Here is a 20620-nt window from a genome sequence, read left to right as displayed (position 1 = left end):
GTGCCGCTCTTTCATCACTCCCGGCTTTGTCGACAACCTCAAGCGGCAACTTTGTTGCCGTTTTGCTTTTACCTTGAAGATGAAAAACCAGCCTGGGGGTGATTCTCCTTGCGGTATGCTCCCGGCGGCTGGTGAAAAGTGCGGGTAAAGATGCGCGTAAAGGTCTGCTGGGAATCAAAGCCGTATTTCAAACAGATGTCATAGACTTTCTGATCGGTATTGAGCAGATCCTGGGCCGCCAGCGATAGCTTGCGCTCCCGGATATAGCGCCCAAGACTCTGCCCTTTATATTGCAAAAAAAGCCGTTGCAGGTGCCATTTCGAATATCCCGCGTGCCTGGCTATCTCATCAATTCGCAGCGGTTGATGGAGATTGTCGTCAATCCACTCGACGATAGTGTCTATAACCTGAGCGGAAATCGTCATACTGCCCTCCCCTTATGCTTTTCGTGATAAACCATTATTCCCACCAGGCGCGAAAACCTTGCGCGCTGTCCGCGGCGTGCACCGGCTCCCCAAGCGTAGGGGTCAACAGGCGATACCCTTTGCCGAGGCTTGCCTTCGCCAGCCGTTTGTACGGGTCGTCCCAGGTATGTTTTGCCAGCACGAACCGCCCGGCGTGGCCCGGCAATACCGCCCGCGCCTGTAAATCTTCTGCGGCCTGGGCCGTCTCTTCCGGCATCATGTGAATATATTTCCAGTCCTGGTCGTACTGACCGTTTTCCAGAATCGCCAGATCCACCGGGCCAAACTGCTCGCCGATAGTTTTAAAGTGCGGCCCGTAGCCGCTGTCGCCGCTGTAGTAGAGCTTGCGGCTGTCGCTTACCAGCATGAAACTCGCCCACAGGGTCTGGTTGCGCTTAAGTCCGCGCCCGGAAAAGTGCCGGGCGGGCAATACGTGGATGTCCAGGTCATTACCGACGCTGATTTTTTGCTGCCAGTCGGCTTCGTCGATAATGGCCGGGTCCATACCCCAGTAGCGTAAATGCGACCCTACCCCCAGCGGAGTGACCACCCGTTTTATTTTCGGCATCAATGCTTTGAGAGTGGCGTAGTCCAGGTGGTCATAGTGATCGTGAGAGATAATCAGCAGGTCGATCGGCGGCATGGCCTGCGCCGTCCACGGGTAGTCTCCGGCAAATGCTTTGTTCAGGAAGGAGAACGGCGCGGCATAGTTGCTAAACACCGGATCGATAAGAATACGTTTGCCCGCCAGCTGAACATACCAGGAAGAGTGTCCCAGCCACACAACCGTATCCTGCTCCACCGGCAGGCTGGCGAGATCGGTTTTCACCAGCGGCAGCGGCTGCGCCGGGCGTGCGTTGTCCCGACGAGCAGTCAGAAATTCCCACCACGCCGTCAGCATACTTTTTTGGCCGGTATAGCCCGGCGTAGGCAGTTGGTTCTGGAATTCGCCGTCACGGTATTGGGGGGACTGCTCGACTCTGGTCAGTTGTTCACCCTGCGGGCGTTGACCAAAACCGGGGTTTAAAACGAACGGCAAACTTGCGGCACTCGCTACGAGCATAACAATCACCACGCTGAGAATGAGACGTTTCATATCCTGCCTGAATAGATTTCTGTCCGTAGAAACACCCGGAAGGGACAAACTTGATTATGAGTGAGTAAGCACTCATTATAGAAAGGGCAGCAAAACCGTCAAGATGATTTTCGAACTTTGACATTCCGCGTTGCAGCGGTCTGGAAGGCATGTTTCAATCGTGGTTTTTATAGCGTATGGGGTAATAGGTAGTGGCTCGTCCGAAAAGTGAAGATAAAAAACAGGCGTTACTGGATGCGGCAACGGCGGCTATCGCCCATGCGGGGATCGCCGCTTCTACCGCGCTGATCGCCCGTAACGCGGGCGTCGCCGAAGGGACGCTGTTTCGCTACTTTGCCACCAAAGACGATCTGCTCAATGCGCTCTACCTGCACCTGAAATCCGATCTGTGCCGCACCCTGATCGACAATCTCGATCGCTCGGTGAGCGATCCTAAAGCGCATACCTGTTCAATCTGGAACAGCTATATCGACTGGGGCATCCGCCATCCTCATGGTCACAATGCCATCCGCCAGATTTCAGTAAGCGAAAAGATCACCGAAGCCACTCGCCAGCACGTCACCGACATGTTTCCTGAGCTGCATGAGCTCTGTCATCGTTCGGTGCTGCCGGTCTTTCTTTCGCAGGCGTTCGCCCCGTTTGGCGACGCGATTTTTTTAACCCTTGCCGAAACCACAATGGATTTCGCCAGCCGCGATCCGGACCGGGCGAAAGAGACCAAACAGCTGGGTTTTGAAGCAATGTGGCGGGCTTTAACCGCAGAGGGCGCGCATGGACAGTAATACCTTACACGCAACGGCGAAGCGCCTCGCGCTGGAACTGCCCTTTACCGAACACTGCTGGCCTTTTGGCCCGGAATATGACGTGTTCAAAGTGGAGGGGAAAATGTTTATGTTAATCGCCACCGCCCACGGCAGGCCGATGGTAAACCTGAAATCGGACCCGCAAAAATCGCTGCTTAATCAGCAGATTTATCGCAGCATTGAGCCGGGTTATCACATGAACAAAAAACACTGGATCTCCGTCTACGCAGGCGACGACATCGATGAAGCGCTGCTTCACGACCTGGTCCATGATTCGTGGCATCTGGTGGTCGACGGGCTGACAAAAAAAGCGCAGCAGCGGCTGCGCCCAGAGAGATAAATATCGCAGGCGTTCGCCCCGCCGCAACTGGCGGGGCAATGCCGTCAGGCGCGACGGCGGGAGAGTTTAAAGGTTATAAAAAGAACAATGACCCAGACCGGCAGGAGAATAGCCGACAGGCGCATCTCATCCATCGTACACATCAGCCCCAGAATCATCAGCATAAACGCGATACAGAGATAGTTGCTGAACGGTGAAAGCAGCGCCTTAAACTGCGGATCGCGCCCTTTGCGACGCATGGCGGCGCGGAATTTCAGGTGCGCCAGTGAAATCATGATCCAGTTGAGCAACAGCGTCGCCACAACCAGCGCCATCAGCAGACCAAAGGCTTTTTGCGGCAGCAGGTAGTTCACCAGCACCACCAGCGAGGTGATTGCCCCTGACAGCAGCAGCGAATTAACCGGCACGCCGCGGCGGCTAACGCGGGTTAAGAACCCAGGCGCATTCCCCTGCACCGACAGGCCAAACAGCATCCGGCTATTGGAATAGACACCGCTGTTATAGACCGACAGCGAGGCGACCAGAATGACGAAGTTAAGCGCGGAAGCCACCAGATTGCTGTCCAGATCGTGAAAGATCATCACGAAGGGGCTGCTGTTGGCTTTGACATCCACCCATGGATAGAGCGCCAGCAGCACCACCAGCGAACCGATATAAAAGAGTAAAATCCGGTATACCACCTGATTCACCGCTTTCGGGATGGTGGTGTGCGGATCGCGGGCTTCCGCAGCGGTGATGCCAATAAGCTCCAGCCCGCCAAACGAGAACATAATCACCGCCAGCGCCAGGATAAGCCCGTGCCAGCCGGTTGCAAAGAAGCCGCCGTGACGCCACAGGTTGTCGAAACCGGCACGTTCGCCGCCGTGGCCGGTAAACAGCATCCACAGGCCAAAGCCAATCATGCCAAGGATTGCCAGCACTTTTATCAGCGCAAACCAGAACTCCGTTTCGCCATACAGGCGCACGTTTACCAGATTGACGGCGTTAATGATAATAAAGAAGGCAGCGGCCCAGATCCATGTGGGGACATCCGGGAACCAGTACTGCATATAGATCCCGGCGGCGGTCAGCTCCGCCATCCCCACCAGCACGAACATTGCCCAGTAGTTCCAGCCGGACAGGAAACCGGCGAACGGCCCCCAGTATTTAAAGGCAAAATGGGCAAACGAACCGGAGACGGGCTCTTCAACCACCATCTCCCCGAGCTGGCGCATAATTAAAAAAGCGATGATGCCCGCTACGCCATAGCCCAGCAAAACCGCCGGCCCCGCCATCTGAATCGCCGGGCCAATGCCCAAAAACAGTCCGGTGCCGATGGCCCCACCGAGAGCGATTAACTGAATGTGGCGATTTTGTAATCCCCGCTGCAGCGTCGGCCCTGTTTCCGACGCGGCATCTGCTGAATGCGCAGACGCCATTGACGCGTTTTTCACGTCGTTCCCCTTTCTTGTTGTCATGAAGCCGCACCTTTTAACATTTCAGGCGAGGCGGAGCAAGAAAGATGAATGTCAGCCCAACGCCACAATGGCGGGCTTTATCAGGCAAAAACAGGCGGCAGAAAAACGAGGTGGATCTCAGGCCCCCTTACCCGTCAAGTTAACGTACAAAAATATCGGGGCCTTTCTGGTCGAGAAGATTAAGCAGACGTAGCGCTGCGCCAGAAGGCTTTTTCTCATTTCGCTCCCATTTTGAGACGCTTTCAACCGACATATTAAGCACATAAGCCAGCGAGGACTGGGACATTTTATAGCGGCTACGCATAATCTGTATGTCAGCACCATCCATAGGGTGTGCTTTTTCAACACGCTCCCTAAGTTCCTTTGCGGCAACGCGCGCGTTAATACGCGCCATGGTGGCGTCTTCGATGCCCCCATGTTCGTGTAAGCCTTTCGCCATTGCCTGTAACTCTTTAATATTCGCTGCCATCACAATTTACCTCTCGCAATTCTTTGGCCTGAATAAGCTGAGTAATCTGTTTAGCATTCAGTCTCAGCAGATCTCCAGCAATGTCTTTATAAATTTCCAGTTCATCATCCGGGATCTCTTTAGCGTTTTTCCTGACCTGATTTTTTTTCCAGCCGTCAGCAAAAAAAGGTGGGTTCCGAGTTTAAAAAAGATGATGGTTCTGGCGCCCCCACTTTTACCGGCATTAATCGCAATGCGTTTTTTAATCACTCCGCCACCTAAATCACCTTCGAAGCGCCCATTCATGACTTCATAAGCGATGCTACAAAGCTGACTGTCAGTAACGAAAAGACTTTTAAATTTCTTATCAAAAAGCCTCGTTGCAAAAATGGCCACAGCTAGTCCCTTAACTTAATACCGTACATATTACTATAGTAATTTATACGACACCTAACAAGACAGTGGTCAAAAAAGAGGTAGCTTGTGCGAGGTGACTCATTGCCCCCGCTGGCTTTGCCATGCCTCCCGGTTAATATGGTAAAGAAAACTGGGCGGCGCATTGTTCACATCATTAATCTCCCGGACCCGGCGCAGGCCGGATTTTTCCAGCACCCGCTGTGAGGCCTGGTGGTTCTGGCGCACCAGCGCAGAGATGTCATCAAGGCCGGCATCCTCAAAACCAAAGGCAATAAGTCGGGTAGCAAACTCCGTCGCCAGCCCCTTCCCCCAGGCCTCGGTGGCGAAGCGATAGCCCAGATTATTGATGGTTAGCGAGCCATACGTGCGCGGGCGCAATCCGCCAAAGCCGATAATTCGCTGCGGCTGGTGCGCCAGAGCGACCGCAAAGTTACTCCACCCCTGCGATTGCCAGAGCGCGACCCACTGGGCCATGGTCTCCTGGGCCTCAGCCATGTCCGGCATCGGGCCTGCGGGATTGAAAATCTGGGTGGCGGGGTCGCCATAGATTCTGAATAAATCATCGGTGTCGTCCAGGGTTACCGGGCGCAGGAGCAGGCGTTCAGTCGAGAGCATCATTGTGAATTATATGTAAATTAAAAGAGGAGCATTTAACATACTCCTCTTTTTACACGTTGTGCCACATTTCATCGCACGAGGGTTACCCCTGCGAGCGAGCCGGGTCTCAGAAGTCGTAACTCATTGAGACTTTAAGCGTCCGCGGTTCGCCCTGGAAGATATACGAGCCGTTATCCTCGACACTGGACCAGTATTTTTCATCGGTGACGTTATCCACTCCCACGCGCCAGACCAGTTCGTTCTGCGCCTGGTTCAGCGCCATGCGATACCGCACGCCTAAATCGAGCGTGGTATAACCATCGAGTTTTTTAGTGTTGGCGGCGTTAGCGTACTGCGAGCCGGTATGGTTGACCCTTGCCGTGGCGGTCAGCCCGTCGATGGGCTTGATATCGTATTCCGCCCCAATGACCCCGTAGAAGCTGGCCACGCCCACCGGTTTGTTGCCCTGATTGACGCCGTTCGCCGTTTTGGTCATCTCTGCATCGATCCAGGTGGCGCTGCCGTTTAAGCGCAGCCCAAACACCGGTTCGCCAAAGACGTTTAACTCTATGCCCCGGTTACGCTGCTCGCCGTCAAGGGCGTAGTAGTTGGTTACGCTGTCCTGAATAGCGTTCGGCTTTTTAATTTCGAACAGCGCCAGGGTTCCCCCCAGACGACCAAAGTCGGTTTTTATCCCCACTTCGTTCTGCTTCGAATGAGCAATCCCGGTAGCCTCAAACTGGTTAGCCGCCCCTCTCGGCGCCACGCTGCCTGGCTGCAGCGCCTCGGTATGGTTCGCGTACAGCGAGACGCTCTCCACCGGCTTGTAGACAATCCCGAACGTCGGCATCCAGCGATCTTCGGTATAACGGGAGGAAGTGGTTTCCGCGCCGGTCGCATTGCTGTAGTTGCGCACCCATACCTTCTGATAGCGCGCGGCGGCGGTAAACAGCAGGCTATCATCCAGCACGCCAAGAGTATCGCTGAACAGCCATCCCTGGGTGCGGGTGCGGCTGGTGGTCAACGGGTCGCTATAATTGCCGCCGAAAATGGTATTTGCCGGTTTAGGCACATCGCCATTGTCATAAATATTGGTTCTTGAGGGTGAGCCCGCCATTCGCCACGCGGTTTTGTCGCGCTTAATATTGGCAGAGTAGCCCACATTCACATCATGCGAGACAAAGCCGGTATCGAAGCGGCCGCGCACGCCGCCCATCCCGCTGGAGGTATCCATAATACGGTTAGTATCCAGCCGCCCGACGGTGGCGTCCCCTTCCTTATTGAGCAGTTTCGGCGTGCTATAAAGCCCCTCTTCATGGGCGTGCTGTGCGCCATAGGCGCCATAGGCGGTCCACGCATCGGTCAGATCGTACTCGGCGCGGGCCATGCCAAATTCGTTTTCGATGTTGCTATAGGCCCATTTCTGGGTGAAGCTTTTACGCGGATCGGGTACCTCAGGAATAAAATCCACGCCGCTGATATTCAGCCCGGTGGTCGCGCCATGAAACGTTTTCTTTTGATAGCCCACGTCCAGCGAGGTGCGCAGGCGATCGCCCCGGTAATCCAGGCCAAGCGAGGCCAGGGTCGTGCGGCGTTTATCATCTTCTGTCGCCGCCTCGCCTTCACGGTGCACCAGGTTCATACGCGCGCCGAACTGGTTGTCATCGCCGAAGCGACGGCCAACGTCCAGCGTACCGCCTACTTGCGAACGCGTACCGTAATCCACCCCGACACGGGTAACCGGCGTCTCTTGCGCGTGCTTCGGCTCAAGGTTAATCATTCCCCCCACGCCGCTTGAAGCCGCGCCGTTAAGCAGCGCATTCGCCCCTTTAAAGACCTCCACGCGGTCGATCATTTGAGTATCGACCACCTGACGCGGCAAAACGCCCGGCAGGCCGCCAAACAGCATATCGTCGCCCGCGAGGTTGAAGCCGCGAATACGATAGGTTTCTGCAAAGTTACCGTAACCCTGTACCGTCTGCACCCCCGCATCGTTGCTTACGACGTCGGCAACGGTTTTCGCCTGTTGATCCTCAATAAGCTTCGAGGTGTAGCCAATAACGTTAAAAGGAACATCCATCGCTTTTTGTTCACCCAGCATGCCCAGCCGACCGCCGTAGGCCACCTGGCCATCAAGATAGGCCGGAACCAGCGCATCGCCGCCAGAAATGAAACCGCTGGCTGGCGTGGCCTGTACCACCAGCGTCTCCTCCTGAGTCTGGCCGCTGGCGGCATCTGCCGTCGCGGCCTGAGCTGCCTGCGCGGCGGTACCGATGGCTAACGCAAGCAATGACTTGCGCAGAGGTAGAGATAACGTAACGTTCATGATTAACTCGTCATTAAGGCAAAAAGGAAAAGGCCCGTCGCCGGGCCGGATTTTTTATTGATTCAGGGAGAGACGGACAATGCTGTCCGGCCCGTTAGTTGAGTGGTCTTTGTTAAACGGCTGTTTTACCGTCACATACAGCGTCTGGCCGTCGGCGGAGAGCAGCAGGCTGTTCGGATTCGGTTGCAGATCCCAGCGCTTTTTCACCGCATAGCTTGTGGCATCCAGGCTCAGGACCGTGCCCGACTCACGCTGGGTGATATAGATCTCGTGCCGTTTGGGGTTGAATTTTACCGCCAGCGCATCGCCCGGCAGGGTCTTAACCAGCTGCCCGGAGTGAATATCCAGCACCAGCGTGGCCTTAGCTTTAGAGTTATCGGTAACGAACAGGCGGCCCGTTTCACTATCTTCGGCAATATTCAGCAGCAGCGCGGGTTTATCGCCGAGCGGTTTCCAGCGTTGCTCAATGCGGCTGGTACGCGGGTTAATAACCAGAACCTCGCCCCCGCCGTTGGCCACATACAAGCGCTGCGTCTGCGGCGACCAGTGCAGCCCGGTTACCCACTTGCCTGCATTTTTAATACGCGTTTTCAGCTTCATGGTTTTGGCGTCGACCACCCATACCAGCGCCGGGTCGCCCACCGCGCCAACATAGAGCAGGCCGTTGTGTAACAGAACTTCACGCGCGCCATAGGGGAAGCCTTCCTTATTACGCTCAGGGAAGAGAACGCGATTCAGGACTTTACCGTTGCTGGTGTCCACGGCGCTCACGCCGCCGTCCAGCGAATTGGTGACGTAAAGGGTTTTACCGTCTTCGGCAATGGCCATCCCGAAATTTTTCAGATCCGTATGGGTTGCGCCGATCGTTTTCAGGCTGGCCGGATCGAGCTTATAAATTACCCCGCCCTGCACGTCTTTAAACCCTTCTGCACTGGCGACATACAGCGCATCGCCTTTCGGGCTGAGCGCCATTTCATACAGGCCGCTCGCCAGGTCGCGCTTTTGCACATTGCCTGCGGTTTGCGGCGCTGCCGGTTTTTGCGCAGCGGCAACGGTTTTCGGCTGGCTTGCGGAGTGCGACGTGCAGCCCGCCAGCATTATGGCCGCCATCAGCGCCAGGGCGGAGGTTTTCATTTTCATCGGGGAAAGTCCTTTACCGTTAAAGTCATAAAGGCGCGTGCGCCATGATTTCAGTGTTCCCTGTAAGCGTTTACGCCCACTGTTTTTACGGGAAATTCCCTGCTCCGCCCGTTAACACTAAAAAGAATGAGAACTATACGCATTCTTTTTTATCGATCAAGTGTTATCGCGCGCGTAGAAGGTGGGTGAAAAGGCGGATGAAAAGCCCAGGCGCAGCCGCGCCAGGATTTCCCCAGGAAATTCGGGGTTGATAAGTAAGATGATAAAGATTATCTTTCTCATCACCGAATAGTTGAGTTAATCACTCAGGTATTCGGTACGACATTGCTCACATTGCTTCCAGTATTACTTGCCCGCCTTTCAGGCGGGCTTTTTTTTTGCCTGCGGCAGCGTGGGAAAAATTTACCTTTGGGAACAATAATCTACCGTAATAGTTTCCCGCTCACGGTTGAAATCAAACCGTCATAATCGATCTTTATCCTCAGATTATTCTTATTCAGGGAGTTCAGAGGATCATGGATATACCGCTTTCATCGCGCCAGCTCACCGCAGGGGTACTGCGCATTGATGTGCCGCACGTCACGCCCGAGGCGAATAACGTGCAGGTCATGTCGATGTTTAGCGAGCATAAATCGCTGATTGGCTTACCGGTCCTTGAGCAAAACCGTCCTATCGGCATGATTAATCGCCATATTTTTCTCTCCCAGATGAGCCGCCCTTTCTTTCATGAACTTTATGACCAAAAAAGCTGTATTGCCTTTATGGACAAAACGCCGCTGATTGTTGATGCCGGCGCCGGGCTGGACTTCCTTGCCGAACGGGTGGTTGAAACCGGTGATAAAGCCATAACCGAAGGCTTCATCCTGACCGAAGAAAATCAGTACATCGGTATCGGGCTGGGGCTGGATCTTATCCGCACAGTTTCCGATCTGCAGGCCAAACAGCATATGCAGATAATGCAAAGCATTGAGTACGCGAGAATTATTCAGGAGTCGATGCTCAACCGCTCACGGCAAAATATTGAACAGGCGCTGGCCGACTGGTGCCTGTACTGGCACCCTCGTGACTGCGTGGGCGGCGATATTTATGCATTTCAGCGTTATGAAAACGGCTGGCTACTGGTGCTGGCGGACTGTACCGGCCACGGCGTCCCCGGCGCGTTTATGACCTTTATTTTCTCTTCAGCGCTGGAAAAGGCGCTTACCCTTTGTCCGCCTGACGAGCCCGATCGTTTGCTGGCGGCCATCAATCACTACATTAAGCAGACGCTTAGCCAGAGCCATCCCACGGGAGATATGGGCCAGTCAAATGACGGCTGTGACGCAATTGCCGTCTTTGTTGATACGCAACACGAGCAGCTCATCTGGTCCGGCGCCCGTATGCACGCCTTTTTGCTGGCGGCCGATGAAGACGCCGTCACGGTACTGGACAGCGATCGTAAGGGCATTGGCTATAGCGATACGGCGCACGACTATCCGTGGCGCCGCCACCAGCGCCCGCTGCGGCGGGGCGACAGCCTGCTGATCGCTACCGATGGGGTAACGGATCAGATTGGCGGCCCGCGCGACATTATGTTTGGTAAGAAACGCATTCAGTCACTGTTGTTACAGCAGCGCGCGTTACCTATGTCATCCGTCTCAGAGGCGCTGCGCCATGCGCTTCATGAATGGCAGGGTAAGCAGCCGTCTCGTGACGATATGGCATGGTTTGGTTTTCGCTGGTGATAAACGCAATGAAGATAAACGACCTGCAGGTCAAAGAAGCCATTCTGTTACCCCTTTTCACGCTACAGCGCCAGAGTGCTGTCGAGCTTTTCTATACGGGCTACTTCTCCCAGCAGCATATTGTCTCTATGGGTGACGTGATCCGCTGCTGGCTGGATAAAAACGAGGCTTCGTCCGCGATGCGCCGCAAACTCTTCTCTGTCTTTATTGAGATGGGGCAGAATATTGTGCGCTACTCCTCGGACGAACGCTTTTTATGCACCGGCCAGGATGAGCTGCGGTTTGGCTCGCTCTGCTTTCACACCGACCGGATGAACTACTATCTCGAAACCGCCAATCTTGTCGGCCCGGAAGCCTCTTCCCTGCTGTCCACCAACCTGGAAGTATTGCGCACAATGAGCCAGGCGGAGATTCGAAACGCCTGGAAACAGGGGCTGCGCAGCGAAGCGCCCGCCACCAGCAAAGGGGCGAATATCGGTTTATTGACCATGGCGCGGGATACCAGTGAACCGCTGGAATATCGCATTCAACCACTGGCGGCCAGCTCGCTGTCCGCTTTTCACCTAAAGGCGACCTTTTGTCATGAGTGATATGACCCTGGCTCCTGCCATCATCCTGCCCGCAACGCAGGCCACACCGGAAGTGAATTTCGATTTTGCAGCGCATCGTCTGGTGCTTAAAGGTGAAGCATATCCGGAGAACGCCGCCGCATTTTTTCCGCCCGCTGTTGCAGGCAATTGAAAACTGGCTGCAGGAAAAATCGTCCTCCCAGGAGCCGGTGCGGCTGCATGTCGCCCTGAGCTACTTCAACAGCTCCAGCACAAAGCTGCTTTTTGAGCTGTTTGAATGCCTCAATGGCTTTGCCAGACGCGGCGTCCCCTGCGAGCTGCACTGGTATTTCGACGCGGAGGACGACATTTCCGAGGAGTTCGGTCAGGAGCTCTGTGTCGACTTCCCTTCCCTGACCGTCTTTCTTATTGCGGATCTTGATGCATGCTAGATATTAACGAGCTATTCAAGGAGGAATATTCCGTTCTCGAAGATGCTCGCCTTGCCGCGGCGGATAGCCAGCTCCCTGCCGACGCCTGCCGCGAAAAACTGTGGCTGGTGGCAAAGCATTACCAGCGACTGATCCGCGAATCTTACCGGCTGATTAGCAGAAGCGATCGCGCGGAGCGGGAACTGAACCGCATGAACGAGCAGTTGCAAAAGCTGGCGGCGCAGCTGGAATATGAAGCCACCCACGATCCGCTGACCGCCGTCTTCAACCGCAGCGCGATCATTAATCTGATCAATCGCGCGCTGACGCAGGCGAATGTGGCGCTAATCCTGCTCGATATTGATCACTTCAAGCGTATTAACGATGAATACGGTCACCCGACCGGCGATCGTGTCATCTGCGCACTGGTTTCCCGCATTCGCAAGGCCCTGCCGCAAAGCGCCGCCATTGGCCGCGTTGGCGGCGAGGAGTTCACCATTCTCCTGCCAGAAGCGCGGCTGGAAGATGCGATGATCATTGCCAGCTATATTCACTCTTCACTTAACGCCTCCACGCTGGATGCGCTGCCGGGAAGAAGCGTCACGGCCAGCTTTGGCGTGAGTCTCGGGCGGAAAAATAGCGATTTTGAAACGCTGTACGGGGCGGCGGATGCGGCGTTGTATACGGCGAAAAAGCGGGGACGCAACCAGGTGGCGCTGCATGAGGATTTTTTTTGCCAGCCTGAAAACACGGCTTGTAAGGTGGCGCTGGCGCGCTGAAGCAGTAAGCCCTGGCAAATGCCAGGGCCTGGTGTTTTAACTCGAACAAATCAATCAAGGTTGTTTAGGCCCCCCGGCGCTTATCTCCGGCACTCACTATGCTGTGGCGTTAGCTCTGTCTGGGGTAGGGCCATAGTAGTCCATCGGAATTGTCCGATCAATACACCTGTTGTCGTAGATTTACGGATTTATGATAGGGATCATATTTTCCCAAACGAGCCAAAAAATAAGCAATAAATATCAAAAAAAAAGCCAGTTCATCCGAACTGGCCGCAACATGTCCAAACCTTTTATCCAACTTTGCATACTCAGAGAGCTTACATGTCGATGCCCTTTCAGAATAGAAGGGAAACGAAGCCGCTGCCACAAAACAAGAAAATTCCTGGCCAGACGGCGTCAGCCTTTTTTACGTAATGGCCCGGCAGAGCCCAGTACAGGATCGCTGTCCGGGAACGGCGTCGCTGCGATAGAAGCCAGCATCTGCGGCGTTGGCGCTTCCCGGCAGATATCCGCCTCCTGCCCTGGCGGATAAGCCCCAACCACAGAAAAATCAGCGCTGCTGCCTAAATTGCAATGGCCAGTGCCGGCAGGCAGTAACACCACATCACCCGCGCGCACGGTTATCTCCTGCCCTCCCGGGCCGCCCAATAAAAGCCGGGCTTCGCCCGCCACAAAGGCCAGCACTTCATGCGCCGCGCTATGGTAATGATGATAATCAAACACGCCGTTTACCCATTGCGGCGGCCAGCCATTGCGGGCAAACAGCCGCTGGGCCGCCTGCGCATTGACCTCGCCTGATATCGCCTGGCGGTAGAACAGTACCGGTAAGCTGGGGTTGTTAGGCACCCACGCGCTGGGGGCAAGCATCAGAGCCTGCACCTCTGGCCCACCATCATGTTGAATTGAATCCGTCATCACACCCTCCAGAAATTTCAGCCCATACTTCAGGTTAGAAGAAAGCGTCGCGTTCGGTGTAAGGCAAAATGATTCTCTCGAAGCATACATGCGGGTTATATGAGCATGCTCGCGCCTGCTGGAATGATTTTTATTTCCTGCAAGGGAGGCATCAGTCACAATGAGAGAGAATATACTTTGCCAGAGCAGGCGGCTGGCGGGGCAAATGTGCTATTACACACTGTGCGGAAATAGCTAATGACGCTTTCCGAAATTAGGTGTTCAATGCATAAGAGGTTTGACTTAAGTTACTCAGAAGTTTACAAAAGGTACGGTCCATCGAGTGGGCCATTTCTCGTCAGGCTTTCAGCGTATCGCTCAGGAAAATGAAAGAGGATTAACCGACGAACAGGGTTCGCCGGTTTTGTCAGGCGCGGGCAACTCCAGAGGTATCGAATGTTTTCTTTTGTCGCCCGCCAGGCGATTTTCGATGAAAATATGAACACGGTCGGTTACGAACTGCTGTTCAGAGACAGCATGACGAACCGGTTTCCGAACGTCACGCCTGAATACGCCACTGCGCAAATCATCGTGGAACAGTTTCTTGGCGCGCCATTAGGCCGCCTTAAAGAGTACAGTGCGATTTTCGTCAACTTCCCTTACGAGCTACTGGTACAGGGCATGGCGGAAACATTGCCGAAAGATCGCGTTATCGTCGAGATCCTTGAGACCGCAGAACCGACGCCGCGCCTGTTAAAAACCGTTAAGAAGCTTCATCAACAGGGCTTTCGCATTGCGCTGGACGATTTCGAGCTTGGTTCTCTGTGGGATGATTTTCTGCCTTTCGTTAGCATTATTAAATTTGATGTGCGGGTAAATACGGCCCAGGAAATTGAAGAGTATATAAAGAGCAAAACGGCGCTTTTGCAAAACACCGTCTTTCTCGCCGAAAAAGTAGAGACCCGCGAGGAGTACGAGCGCTATAAAAGCATCGGCTGCACCCTCTTCCAGGGGCACTTCTTTAGCAAGCCGGTTATGCACGCGAATAACAAGCTGATACAGAATCAATCGGTAACGTTGCGGCTGATGAAAGAGGTTAACGCCGATACGCCTGACTTCGGCAAGATAGAGGCGCTGCTGAAACAGGATCTGGCGCTCTCGTTTAAACTGATGCGCTATGCCCAGAACATCGTTTTTAACGCCCGGGGCATCAAAAGCATGCGCAGCCAGTCCTTAAAAGACATTATTTTTTATTTGGGCACCAACGAGCTGCGCCGCTTTGTACTGGTCGCCTGCCTGACCTCCGTCAACGTGGGGCAAACCGATGAAATCTACCACCGCTGCCTGATCAGGGCGAAATTCTGCGAACTTGCCGCCGCCCGCTCGGTCAGTCGGCATTCGTCAGACGATGCTTTTATTGTTGGCCTGTTCTCCCAGCTCGCTGACATTTTTGAAATGCCCATGGCGGATCTGATTAGCCAGATTGACGTCTCTGCAAACGTCATGATGGCCCTGCGCGATAAGCGTGGCCCTCTCTATCCGCTACTGCAGCTTGCAGAATTGTACGAGCGCCATCAGTGGGAAGAGGTGAGCGCCCTGGGTCACCGGCTTGGGTTTAATCGCAGCGTGGTGGCGGAGATGATGACCACCGCGACCGGATGGGCGGAAGAGATACCCGGCAGCGCTGTTCGGTAAGAGACCAGCCGCGCAAAGGCTCATTCCCCCTTTAATTTCTTTTTAAGTGGCGCTTAAAAAGAAATTAATAATGCCCTGGCGTACATTGTTTCTTTCGAATTGTTACAGGAACCGCTATTATTCATCACTCACTGAAATACATTGCGCCAATCAATATGTAATTACTTAGTATAAATCAGGAAAATTCTTAAAGTTATTTTTATAACATAAATTCAACATTAAGAATTTACCACTGTTTATTCATACAAAAAAAGATGATTTATTTTAGCTAAAAATGATCTGAATTATGTGGTTTTCTTAGCATTTCTCATCCCTTAAACATTGCAAAAATCCCGCCGTTACATCCTAAACAAAATTTTACACTAGTTACACACAATTAATCAGCATTAGATCTTGCCTTCACCACCTGATGAAATAAAGTTGAATAACGAACCCGAAAATCAATAAGATTCACCGCAGCAGCAACGTGAAGATTTCTGACCAGGCCGGCGGGAGAGCCAATCAGTCCTGGTCACACCTTCCAGGATAAGGAGGGAGGTTAGGGATAATGGTCAAACTAACAGTGTATGGATATCGTCTTGGCGAACACAAAGAAGTTGAGTTTCTGCCATTCAAAAGATGCCTGATGCGCCCCGAGGCACAGGGGAATGCTATTAAATTTCTCAGGCCCACAATGGCGAACCTGCTGGAGTTCCTGCTGGCGAATGCCGTCGGTGAAATTGTCCCTGATAAGACCCTGCAAATTCAGGTGTGGGAAAAGAACGGTCTGAGCTGCTCAAGCCAGCGCCTGTGGCAGGTAATGAATAACCTTAAGCGTAAACTGGCGCAGGTCGGCCTGTCGGATGATTTCATTCTGCGCATTACCGGCCAGGGTTATACGATTGCCGAAGACAAAGTCCTCGAGCTGTATTGCAAAGAACGCCCATATGCGCAGTCTGAAAATAGCTGGTTACCAAAACAGTCAAAAACAAACCAGAAATTTTCAGCCACGCTATCTGAATAAGCAAATTTAATCGGGCGCAAATAAGCGATGTAATGCAGCAATTCAGCCCGGCAGTATTAACTGCTTAAAAAGTATTATTAACACAAGAAGGAAGCGGGATTCCCCGTCGTTAATAAGGAAGAAAATAACAATCAGTGCAAGCTGGTTATTATTTGTAAACAAAGGTTGTTTAGTTCATATCAAAGGGAATATTTATGAAGAAAGTACTTTTAGCTGCATCTATTGTATCTGCGCTGTCTCTGGTTGGTTACGCTCACGCTAACAGCGGCACTATCAAATTCGAGGGTGAAGTTACCGATGCGACCTGTGACGTAGTTATCGATAATGGTGCCGGTACGGTAACCACTGTTGATCTGCCGCCGGTATCCAAAGCTGCACTCAGCGCTACCAACTCTGTTGCAGGTAAAACTCAGTTCATCCTGAAAACCAGCAACTGCCAGAACTTTGGCGGCACCGGTCAGCCGAGCAAAGTTGCTGCATACTTTAAACCGGATGCAAACAACGTTGACTCAACAAACGGTCTGCTGAATAACATCGCATCAGGTAGTGCTGTGGCAACTAAAGTTCAGCTTGAGCTGGTTGATGGTACCAACAACAACACCATCAAAGCAGGCTTTGCGAGCCAGATGGAAGCTAGCGGCGGCAACGAATTCGTAGCTATTACCGGTACTTCTCCAAATGGCTCGGTTAGCCTGCCTTACGCTGTGCAATATAAATCCGTTGCTGGCGGCGCCACCCCAGGTGACGTAAAAGGCGAAGTTGCTTTCGACCTGGTATATCGCTAATTGAGCAAACAGGTAGCAAGCGATGCTTGCTACCTTTTATTATTCAAAGGAACTGGATATGTTTCATTACGCAAAAATCATCGTTGTCGCATTACTTTCCGCGCTGGGGTTTGGTTTAAGCAGCACAGCGTCGGCAAGCATTGTGGTTGAGGGAACCCGCGTAATATATAAAGCCGGGAAAAAAGAGGTTACGGTTAAACTCACGAATAATAACCAGGTTCCCGTGTTAATTCAGAGCTGGATTGACGCAGGCGAAGCGAAGGATGCGTCTGCAAAAACAGCAGTACCCTTTGTTCTTACCCCGCCTATTAACCGCGTGGACGCCTCGAAAGGCCAGACTCTGCGAATTAGCTACCTGGGCTCATCCACCCTCCCCACTGATAAAGAGTCGGTCTTTTGGCTGAATATTCTGGAAATTCCCGCCAAACCCAAAGAGAGTGGGGGCCAGACCAGCCGATTGAATGTCGCGTTTCGCACGCGCATTAAGCTTTTTTACCGGCCGGATAATCTTCCCGGCACCTCTTTTCAGGCTGCGGAAAACCTGAAATGGGAATTGAAAAGCGATGGGCTGAGCGTGAGCAACCCGTCAAGCTACTATGTCACCATAAAGAGCATTAATTATAAAACTGGCGGCCAGGAGTATGCAATGGACGGAAAAATGCTTGCCCCTGGCGCAAGTGAGTTTTTTAAATCAACCAAAATCAAGATAAATTCCCTGGATAATATCAGCTATACGATAATCAATGATTATGGCGGATACCAACCATATAAAGCTAAGCGATAACAAGTATCACCGCCATTAATAAAGAAGAAAAATCATAATAAATTCATATTAATCATGGATGGATTATTCGTCTTCGGAGATTTTATGAAAACAACCATTAATCATCAGAAGAAATCGATACTGGATTGTCGATTATCACCTCTGGCTCTTATGTTTCTGATGACATTTCCTGTATATGGTGCAGAAACGCAAGACGATAAATCCCGTGATTATGCACGTAATATCGTTGAATTCGAATCCGAACTGTTGCGACTGGACGATGGCAGTAAAGTCGACCTTAGCCGTTTCTCCTATGGCTCCAGCGCCTCTCCGGGGACGTACCGGGTAAGTATTCGCGTCAATAATAATGAAGTAGCCCAGGAAGATGTGGAATTTAAAGTCGGGGAGGATAACTATGTCTACCCCTGCCTGACCCCACGCCTTATTCAGCTGATTAACTTTAATGAAGACAAACTACCGGACGATGTAAAGCAGGCCCTGGCCAGCCCTTCTACCTGCGGCAACCTGGAAAAAATATTGCCAGCATCGAAGTTCGACTTTGACAGTAACGAACAGCAGTTGGATATTGAGGTGCCGCAGATTTACGTTAACCGAATTGCTCGCGGTACTGTAAACCCTGAGCTGTGGGACAGCGGTATCCCGGCGCTAACACTTGGCTATTATGCTAATGCGTACGACTCTCAGTATGATTCAGGTGGTGACTATCGTTCGGTCTACGCCTCATTGAATGCCGGGCTGAATATTGGCGCCTGGTATTTTCGTCATAACGGCGGTTATAACTGGCAAAAAGACGTTGGCGGCGAATACAACGCCACCAATACCTATGTGCAGCGGGATATAAATGCTATCCGTGGCCGCGTTATTGTGGGCGAATACAACACCACAGGTCAGTTATTTAACTCAATCCCCTTTACCGGCGCACAGCTCGCCAGCGATGAACGCATGCTGCCGGAGTCTCAGCGTGGCTATGCGCCGGAAATTCGCGGTATTGCCAAAACTAACGCTAAGGTTACCGTCAGGCAGTTAAACACGATAATCTATGAAACAACGGTTACCCCGGGCGCGTTTGTTATTAACGACCTGTATCCGATGGGCTACGGTGGCGACCTTGAGGTGACCGTTCAGGAAGCCGACGGCTCCACGCAGCAGTACACCGTGGCCTATGCCGCGATAGCTGAGTTGCTTCGCCCTGATACCCACCGTTATAGCGTCACTGCAGGGAAAGTACGTGACAGCGGCGTCTCTGATGAGCCCATGTTTTATGAAGCGACCTACAGACGCGGCCTGACGAACTTACTCACTCTCTATGGCGGTGTGCAGGCAAGCGAAAACTATCAGGCATACCAGCTCGGGATAGCAACAGGTAGCCTGTTGGGTTCAGTGAGTTTTGATGCTACCCAGTCGCATAGCGATCTTGGCGGCAATGCCGGTAAGAAAACCGGCCAGAGTTATCGCGTCAGCTATACCAAGCTGTTTGACGAAACGAACAGTAATATTACCCTCGCCGCTTACCGTTATTCCACCAAGAACTACATGGACTTGCTGACCGCCCTTCAGTCGCGTGATGCGGTTCGGGATGGCTATGACCCAAACAGCATCTGGCGCTCAAAAAACCGTTTCACCGTCAGCCTCAATCAGGGGTTACCTGAAACGTGGGGGAATATCTATGTCAGCGCCACGCTGGAAAATTACTGGAATGGTAACACCAGCTATAACAAGCAATACCAGATGGGCTATTCCAATACCTGGAAACGTGTGAACTACAGCCTCAACGTGGGTAAGTCAAAAACCTCAACCGGCGAAGAGCAAACCAACTGGTATGTAAACCTCTCCTTCCCGCTGTGGGACGGTTGGGACACGCGCGCGCCCTACCTCAGCCTGCGTTATAACCAGGACGATCAGGGCAGTAAAAACGAGCAGGCGATGCTCTCAGGCTCCTTCGGTGAAAATAACAAATACACCTATAACCTGAGCGCCGCGCATGATAGCAACGGTGGCACCTCGACCAACGTGGGCGCTGGCTGGACGGGTAGCGTGGCCACTGTCAACGGTAGCTATAGTACGGGTAAAGGGTACAACAGCACCTCGTTAGGCTTATCAGGCGCAGTGGTTGCTCACTCAGGCGGCGTCACCTTCACGCCTCACAATAGCGATACGTATGCATTGATCGAAGCCAAAGATGCAAAAGGCGCAAAAATGGCTGGCTACGCGGGTACGACCGTGGACAGCTTTGGCTACGCGCTCTTCCCTTCGTTATCCGCTTACCAGATGAACGAAGTTTCAATCGACCCGGAAGGTTCATCGATCAATGTTGAGTTTGAAAACACCTCGCAAAAAATCGCGCCGCGCGCTGGCGCAGTCGTGAAGGTGAAATTCAACACCAATAAAGGTACGCCGGTGCTCATTACCTCTTCGTTTGCTGGTGAAAACTTACCGTTCGGCGCTGAGGTACTGGCAGAAGACAATACCTCTGTCGGTATCGTCAACCAGTCCGGCGCTATCTACGCGCGCGTAAAAGAAGATAAAGGCACCCTGCTGGTGAAATGGGGCAACGACGTGGGCTCAAGCTGTAAAGTTAACTATATGCTTGCCCCTGGCATAGACGAGAGCAAAATCAGCTATATTCAGCAGTTTAGCAGCCCCTGTAACCCTGTTCAGGGTCCGGCATCTCCTAACGGTTCGCGTACTGAACTGGCCAGCGTGCACTGATTGTCAGTATCAATCTGGTTCGCTTTTTAGCATCCGCAATGTCCCCGTTGCGGATGCTTTTTTATTCTTCGGCAGAGAATGCTGGGATTGCCCACCGATATATAACCAAAAGTTATCAAAAATATTATTTTTTCTTTAATTTTTATAAGCCACAGGTTTGTAAAGATGAAAAACCCTGTC

18 protein-coding genes and 2 pseudogenes are annotated in these 20620 nt (G+C 52.7%); 11 read left to right on the top strand and 9 right to left on the bottom strand.

Features of this window, described 5'->3' with window-relative positions; all coding sequences use genetic code 11:
- Window positions 1-68: 68 nt before the first annotated feature.
- Together ENTHG_RS21910 and ENTHG_RS21905 are read right to left on the bottom strand one after the other, a co-directional pair.
- On the bottom strand, window positions 69-425 hold the full coding sequence (locus ENTHG_RS21910) for a RamA family antibiotic efflux transcriptional regulator (RefSeq protein WP_044185010.1): 357 nt from the start codon (window positions 423-425) through the stop codon (window positions 69-71).
- Window positions 426-459: 34 nt separating this feature from the next.
- Window positions 460-1560 (bottom strand): MBL fold metallo-hydrolase, encoded by a 1101-nt coding sequence (locus ENTHG_RS21905; protein WP_044185007.1) that lies wholly within the window; start codon window positions 1558-1560, stop codon window positions 460-462.
- A gap of 191 nt (window positions 1561-1751) precedes the next feature.
- Here ENTHG_RS21905 and ENTHG_RS21900 point away from each other — a divergent pair, with 191 nt between their 5' ends.
- On the top strand, window positions 1752-2342 hold the full coding sequence (locus ENTHG_RS21900) for a TetR/AcrR family transcriptional regulator (RefSeq protein ID WP_044185003.1): 591 nt from the start codon (window positions 1752-1754) through the stop codon (window positions 2340-2342).
- Window positions 2332-2703, top strand: coding sequence for an MmcQ/YjbR family DNA-binding protein (locus tag ENTHG_RS21895; RefSeq protein WP_044185000.1), 372 nt, complete (start codon window positions 2332-2334; stop codon window positions 2701-2703). Before ENTHG_RS21900 ends, ENTHG_RS21895 begins: the two co-directional genes overlap by 11 nt.
- Window positions 2704-2747: 44 nt before the next feature.
- On the opposite strand, the gene pheP is transcribed toward ENTHG_RS21895, so the two are convergent.
- The 6 genes and pseudogenes from pheP to ENTHG_RS21865 all read right to left on the bottom strand — a co-directional run bounded on the left by pheP (window position 2748) and on the right by ENTHG_RS21865 (window position 9088).
- Window positions 2748-4121, bottom strand: coding sequence for a phenylalanine transporter (pheP, locus tag ENTHG_RS21890; protein WP_106403354.1), 1374 nt, complete (start codon window positions 4119-4121; stop codon window positions 2748-2750).
- 178 nt (window positions 4122-4299) lie between these two features.
- Complete coding sequence (locus tag ENTHG_RS21885) at window positions 4300-4629, bottom strand: helix-turn-helix domain-containing protein (protein ID WP_044184994.1); 330 nt, start codon at window positions 4627-4629, stop codon at window positions 4300-4302.
- Window positions 4613-5004: pseudogene (locus tag ENTHG_RS21880) on the bottom strand (type II toxin-antitoxin system RelE/ParE family toxin). Before ENTHG_RS21880 ends, ENTHG_RS21885 begins: the two are co-directional and overlap by 17 nt.
- Before the next feature lie 99 nt (window positions 5005-5103).
- Window positions 5104-5643 (bottom strand): GNAT family N-acetyltransferase, encoded by a 540-nt coding sequence (locus ENTHG_RS21875; protein WP_044184990.1) that lies wholly within the window; start codon window positions 5641-5643, stop codon window positions 5104-5106.
- Window positions 5644-5749: 106 nt separating this feature from the next.
- Window positions 5750-7948 carry a TonB-dependent receptor gene (locus tag ENTHG_RS21870; RefSeq protein WP_044184987.1) on the bottom strand — a complete coding sequence of 733 codons (2199 nt, stop codon included), beginning with the start codon at window positions 7946-7948 and terminating at the stop codon, window positions 5750-5752.
- Window positions 7949-8002: 54 nt separating this feature from the next.
- Window positions 8003-9088: a YncE family protein gene (locus ENTHG_RS21865; protein ID WP_044184983.1), complete on the bottom strand. Its 1086-nt coding sequence runs from the start codon at window positions 9086-9088 to the stop codon at window positions 8003-8005.
- A gap of 515 nt (window positions 9089-9603) precedes the next feature.
- Here ENTHG_RS21865 and ENTHG_RS21860 point away from each other — a divergent pair.
- The 4 genes and pseudogenes from ENTHG_RS21860 to ENTHG_RS21845 all read left to right on the top strand — a co-directional run bounded on the left by ENTHG_RS21860 (window position 9604) and on the right by ENTHG_RS21845 (window position 12570).
- Window positions 9604-10812, top strand: coding sequence for a SpoIIE family protein phosphatase (locus ENTHG_RS21860; protein ID WP_044184980.1), 1209 nt, complete (start codon window positions 9604-9606; stop codon window positions 10810-10812).
- An 8-nt stretch (window positions 10813-10820) separates the two neighbouring features.
- A complete protein-coding gene (locus tag ENTHG_RS21855; protein WP_425325309.1) occupies window positions 10821-11402 on the top strand; it encodes a SiaB family protein kinase in 582 nt (193 codons plus the stop codon).
- Window positions 11395-11812, top strand: a pseudogene (locus ENTHG_RS21850) (DUF1987 domain-containing protein). Before ENTHG_RS21855 ends, ENTHG_RS21850 begins: the two are co-directional and overlap by 8 nt.
- Window positions 11806-12570 (top strand): GGDEF domain-containing protein, encoded by a 765-nt coding sequence (locus ENTHG_RS21845; protein ID WP_044184973.1) that lies wholly within the window; start codon window positions 11806-11808, stop codon window positions 12568-12570. Before ENTHG_RS21850 ends, ENTHG_RS21845 begins: the two are co-directional and overlap by 7 nt.
- 396 nt (window positions 12571-12966) lie before the next feature.
- Here the strand turns inward: ENTHG_RS21845 and ENTHG_RS21840 are convergent, their stop codons facing one another.
- Window positions 12967-13485, bottom strand: a complete 519-nt coding sequence (locus tag ENTHG_RS21840) for a cupin domain-containing protein (protein ID WP_044184971.1) — start codon at window positions 13483-13485, stop codon at window positions 12967-12969.
- A gap of 435 nt (window positions 13486-13920) precedes the next feature.
- Here ENTHG_RS21840 and ENTHG_RS21835 point away from each other — a divergent pair, with 435 nt between their 5' ends.
- The 5 genes from ENTHG_RS21835 to ENTHG_RS21815 all read left to right on the top strand — a co-directional run bounded on the left by ENTHG_RS21835 (window position 13921) and on the right by ENTHG_RS21815 (window position 20440).
- Complete coding sequence (locus tag ENTHG_RS21835; RefSeq protein WP_044184968.1) at window positions 13921-15159, top strand: EAL and HDOD domain-containing protein; 1239 nt, start codon at window positions 13921-13923, stop codon at window positions 15157-15159.
- A 547-nt stretch (window positions 15160-15706) separates the two neighbouring features.
- Window positions 15707-16162, top strand: a complete 456-nt coding sequence (locus ENTHG_RS21830) for a winged helix-turn-helix domain-containing protein (RefSeq protein WP_081653659.1) — start codon at window positions 15707-15709, stop codon at window positions 16160-16162.
- A gap of 194 nt (window positions 16163-16356) precedes the next feature.
- Window positions 16357-16947 (top strand): fimbrial protein, encoded by a 591-nt coding sequence (locus ENTHG_RS21825; protein ID WP_044184965.1) that lies wholly within the window; start codon window positions 16357-16359, stop codon window positions 16945-16947.
- 58 nt (window positions 16948-17005) lie between these two features.
- Window positions 17006-17731 (top strand): fimbrial biogenesis chaperone, encoded by a 726-nt coding sequence (locus ENTHG_RS21820; protein ID WP_044185209.1) that lies wholly within the window; start codon window positions 17006-17008, stop codon window positions 17729-17731.
- Between the two features lie 159 nt (window positions 17732-17890).
- A complete protein-coding gene (locus tag ENTHG_RS21815) occupies window positions 17891-20440 on the top strand; it encodes a fimbria/pilus outer membrane usher protein (protein WP_081653663.1) in 2550 nt (849 codons plus the stop codon).
- Window positions 20441-20620 lie beyond the last annotated feature (180 nt).

The organism is Phytobacter massiliensis JC163, from assembly GCF_000321045.1.
GTDB lineage: Bacteria > Pseudomonadota > Gammaproteobacteria > Enterobacterales > Enterobacteriaceae > Phytobacter_A > Phytobacter_A massiliensis.
The sequence above is the reverse complement of the archived record's forward strand: the minus strand, read 5'-3'. Positions and strand labels throughout refer to the sequence as shown.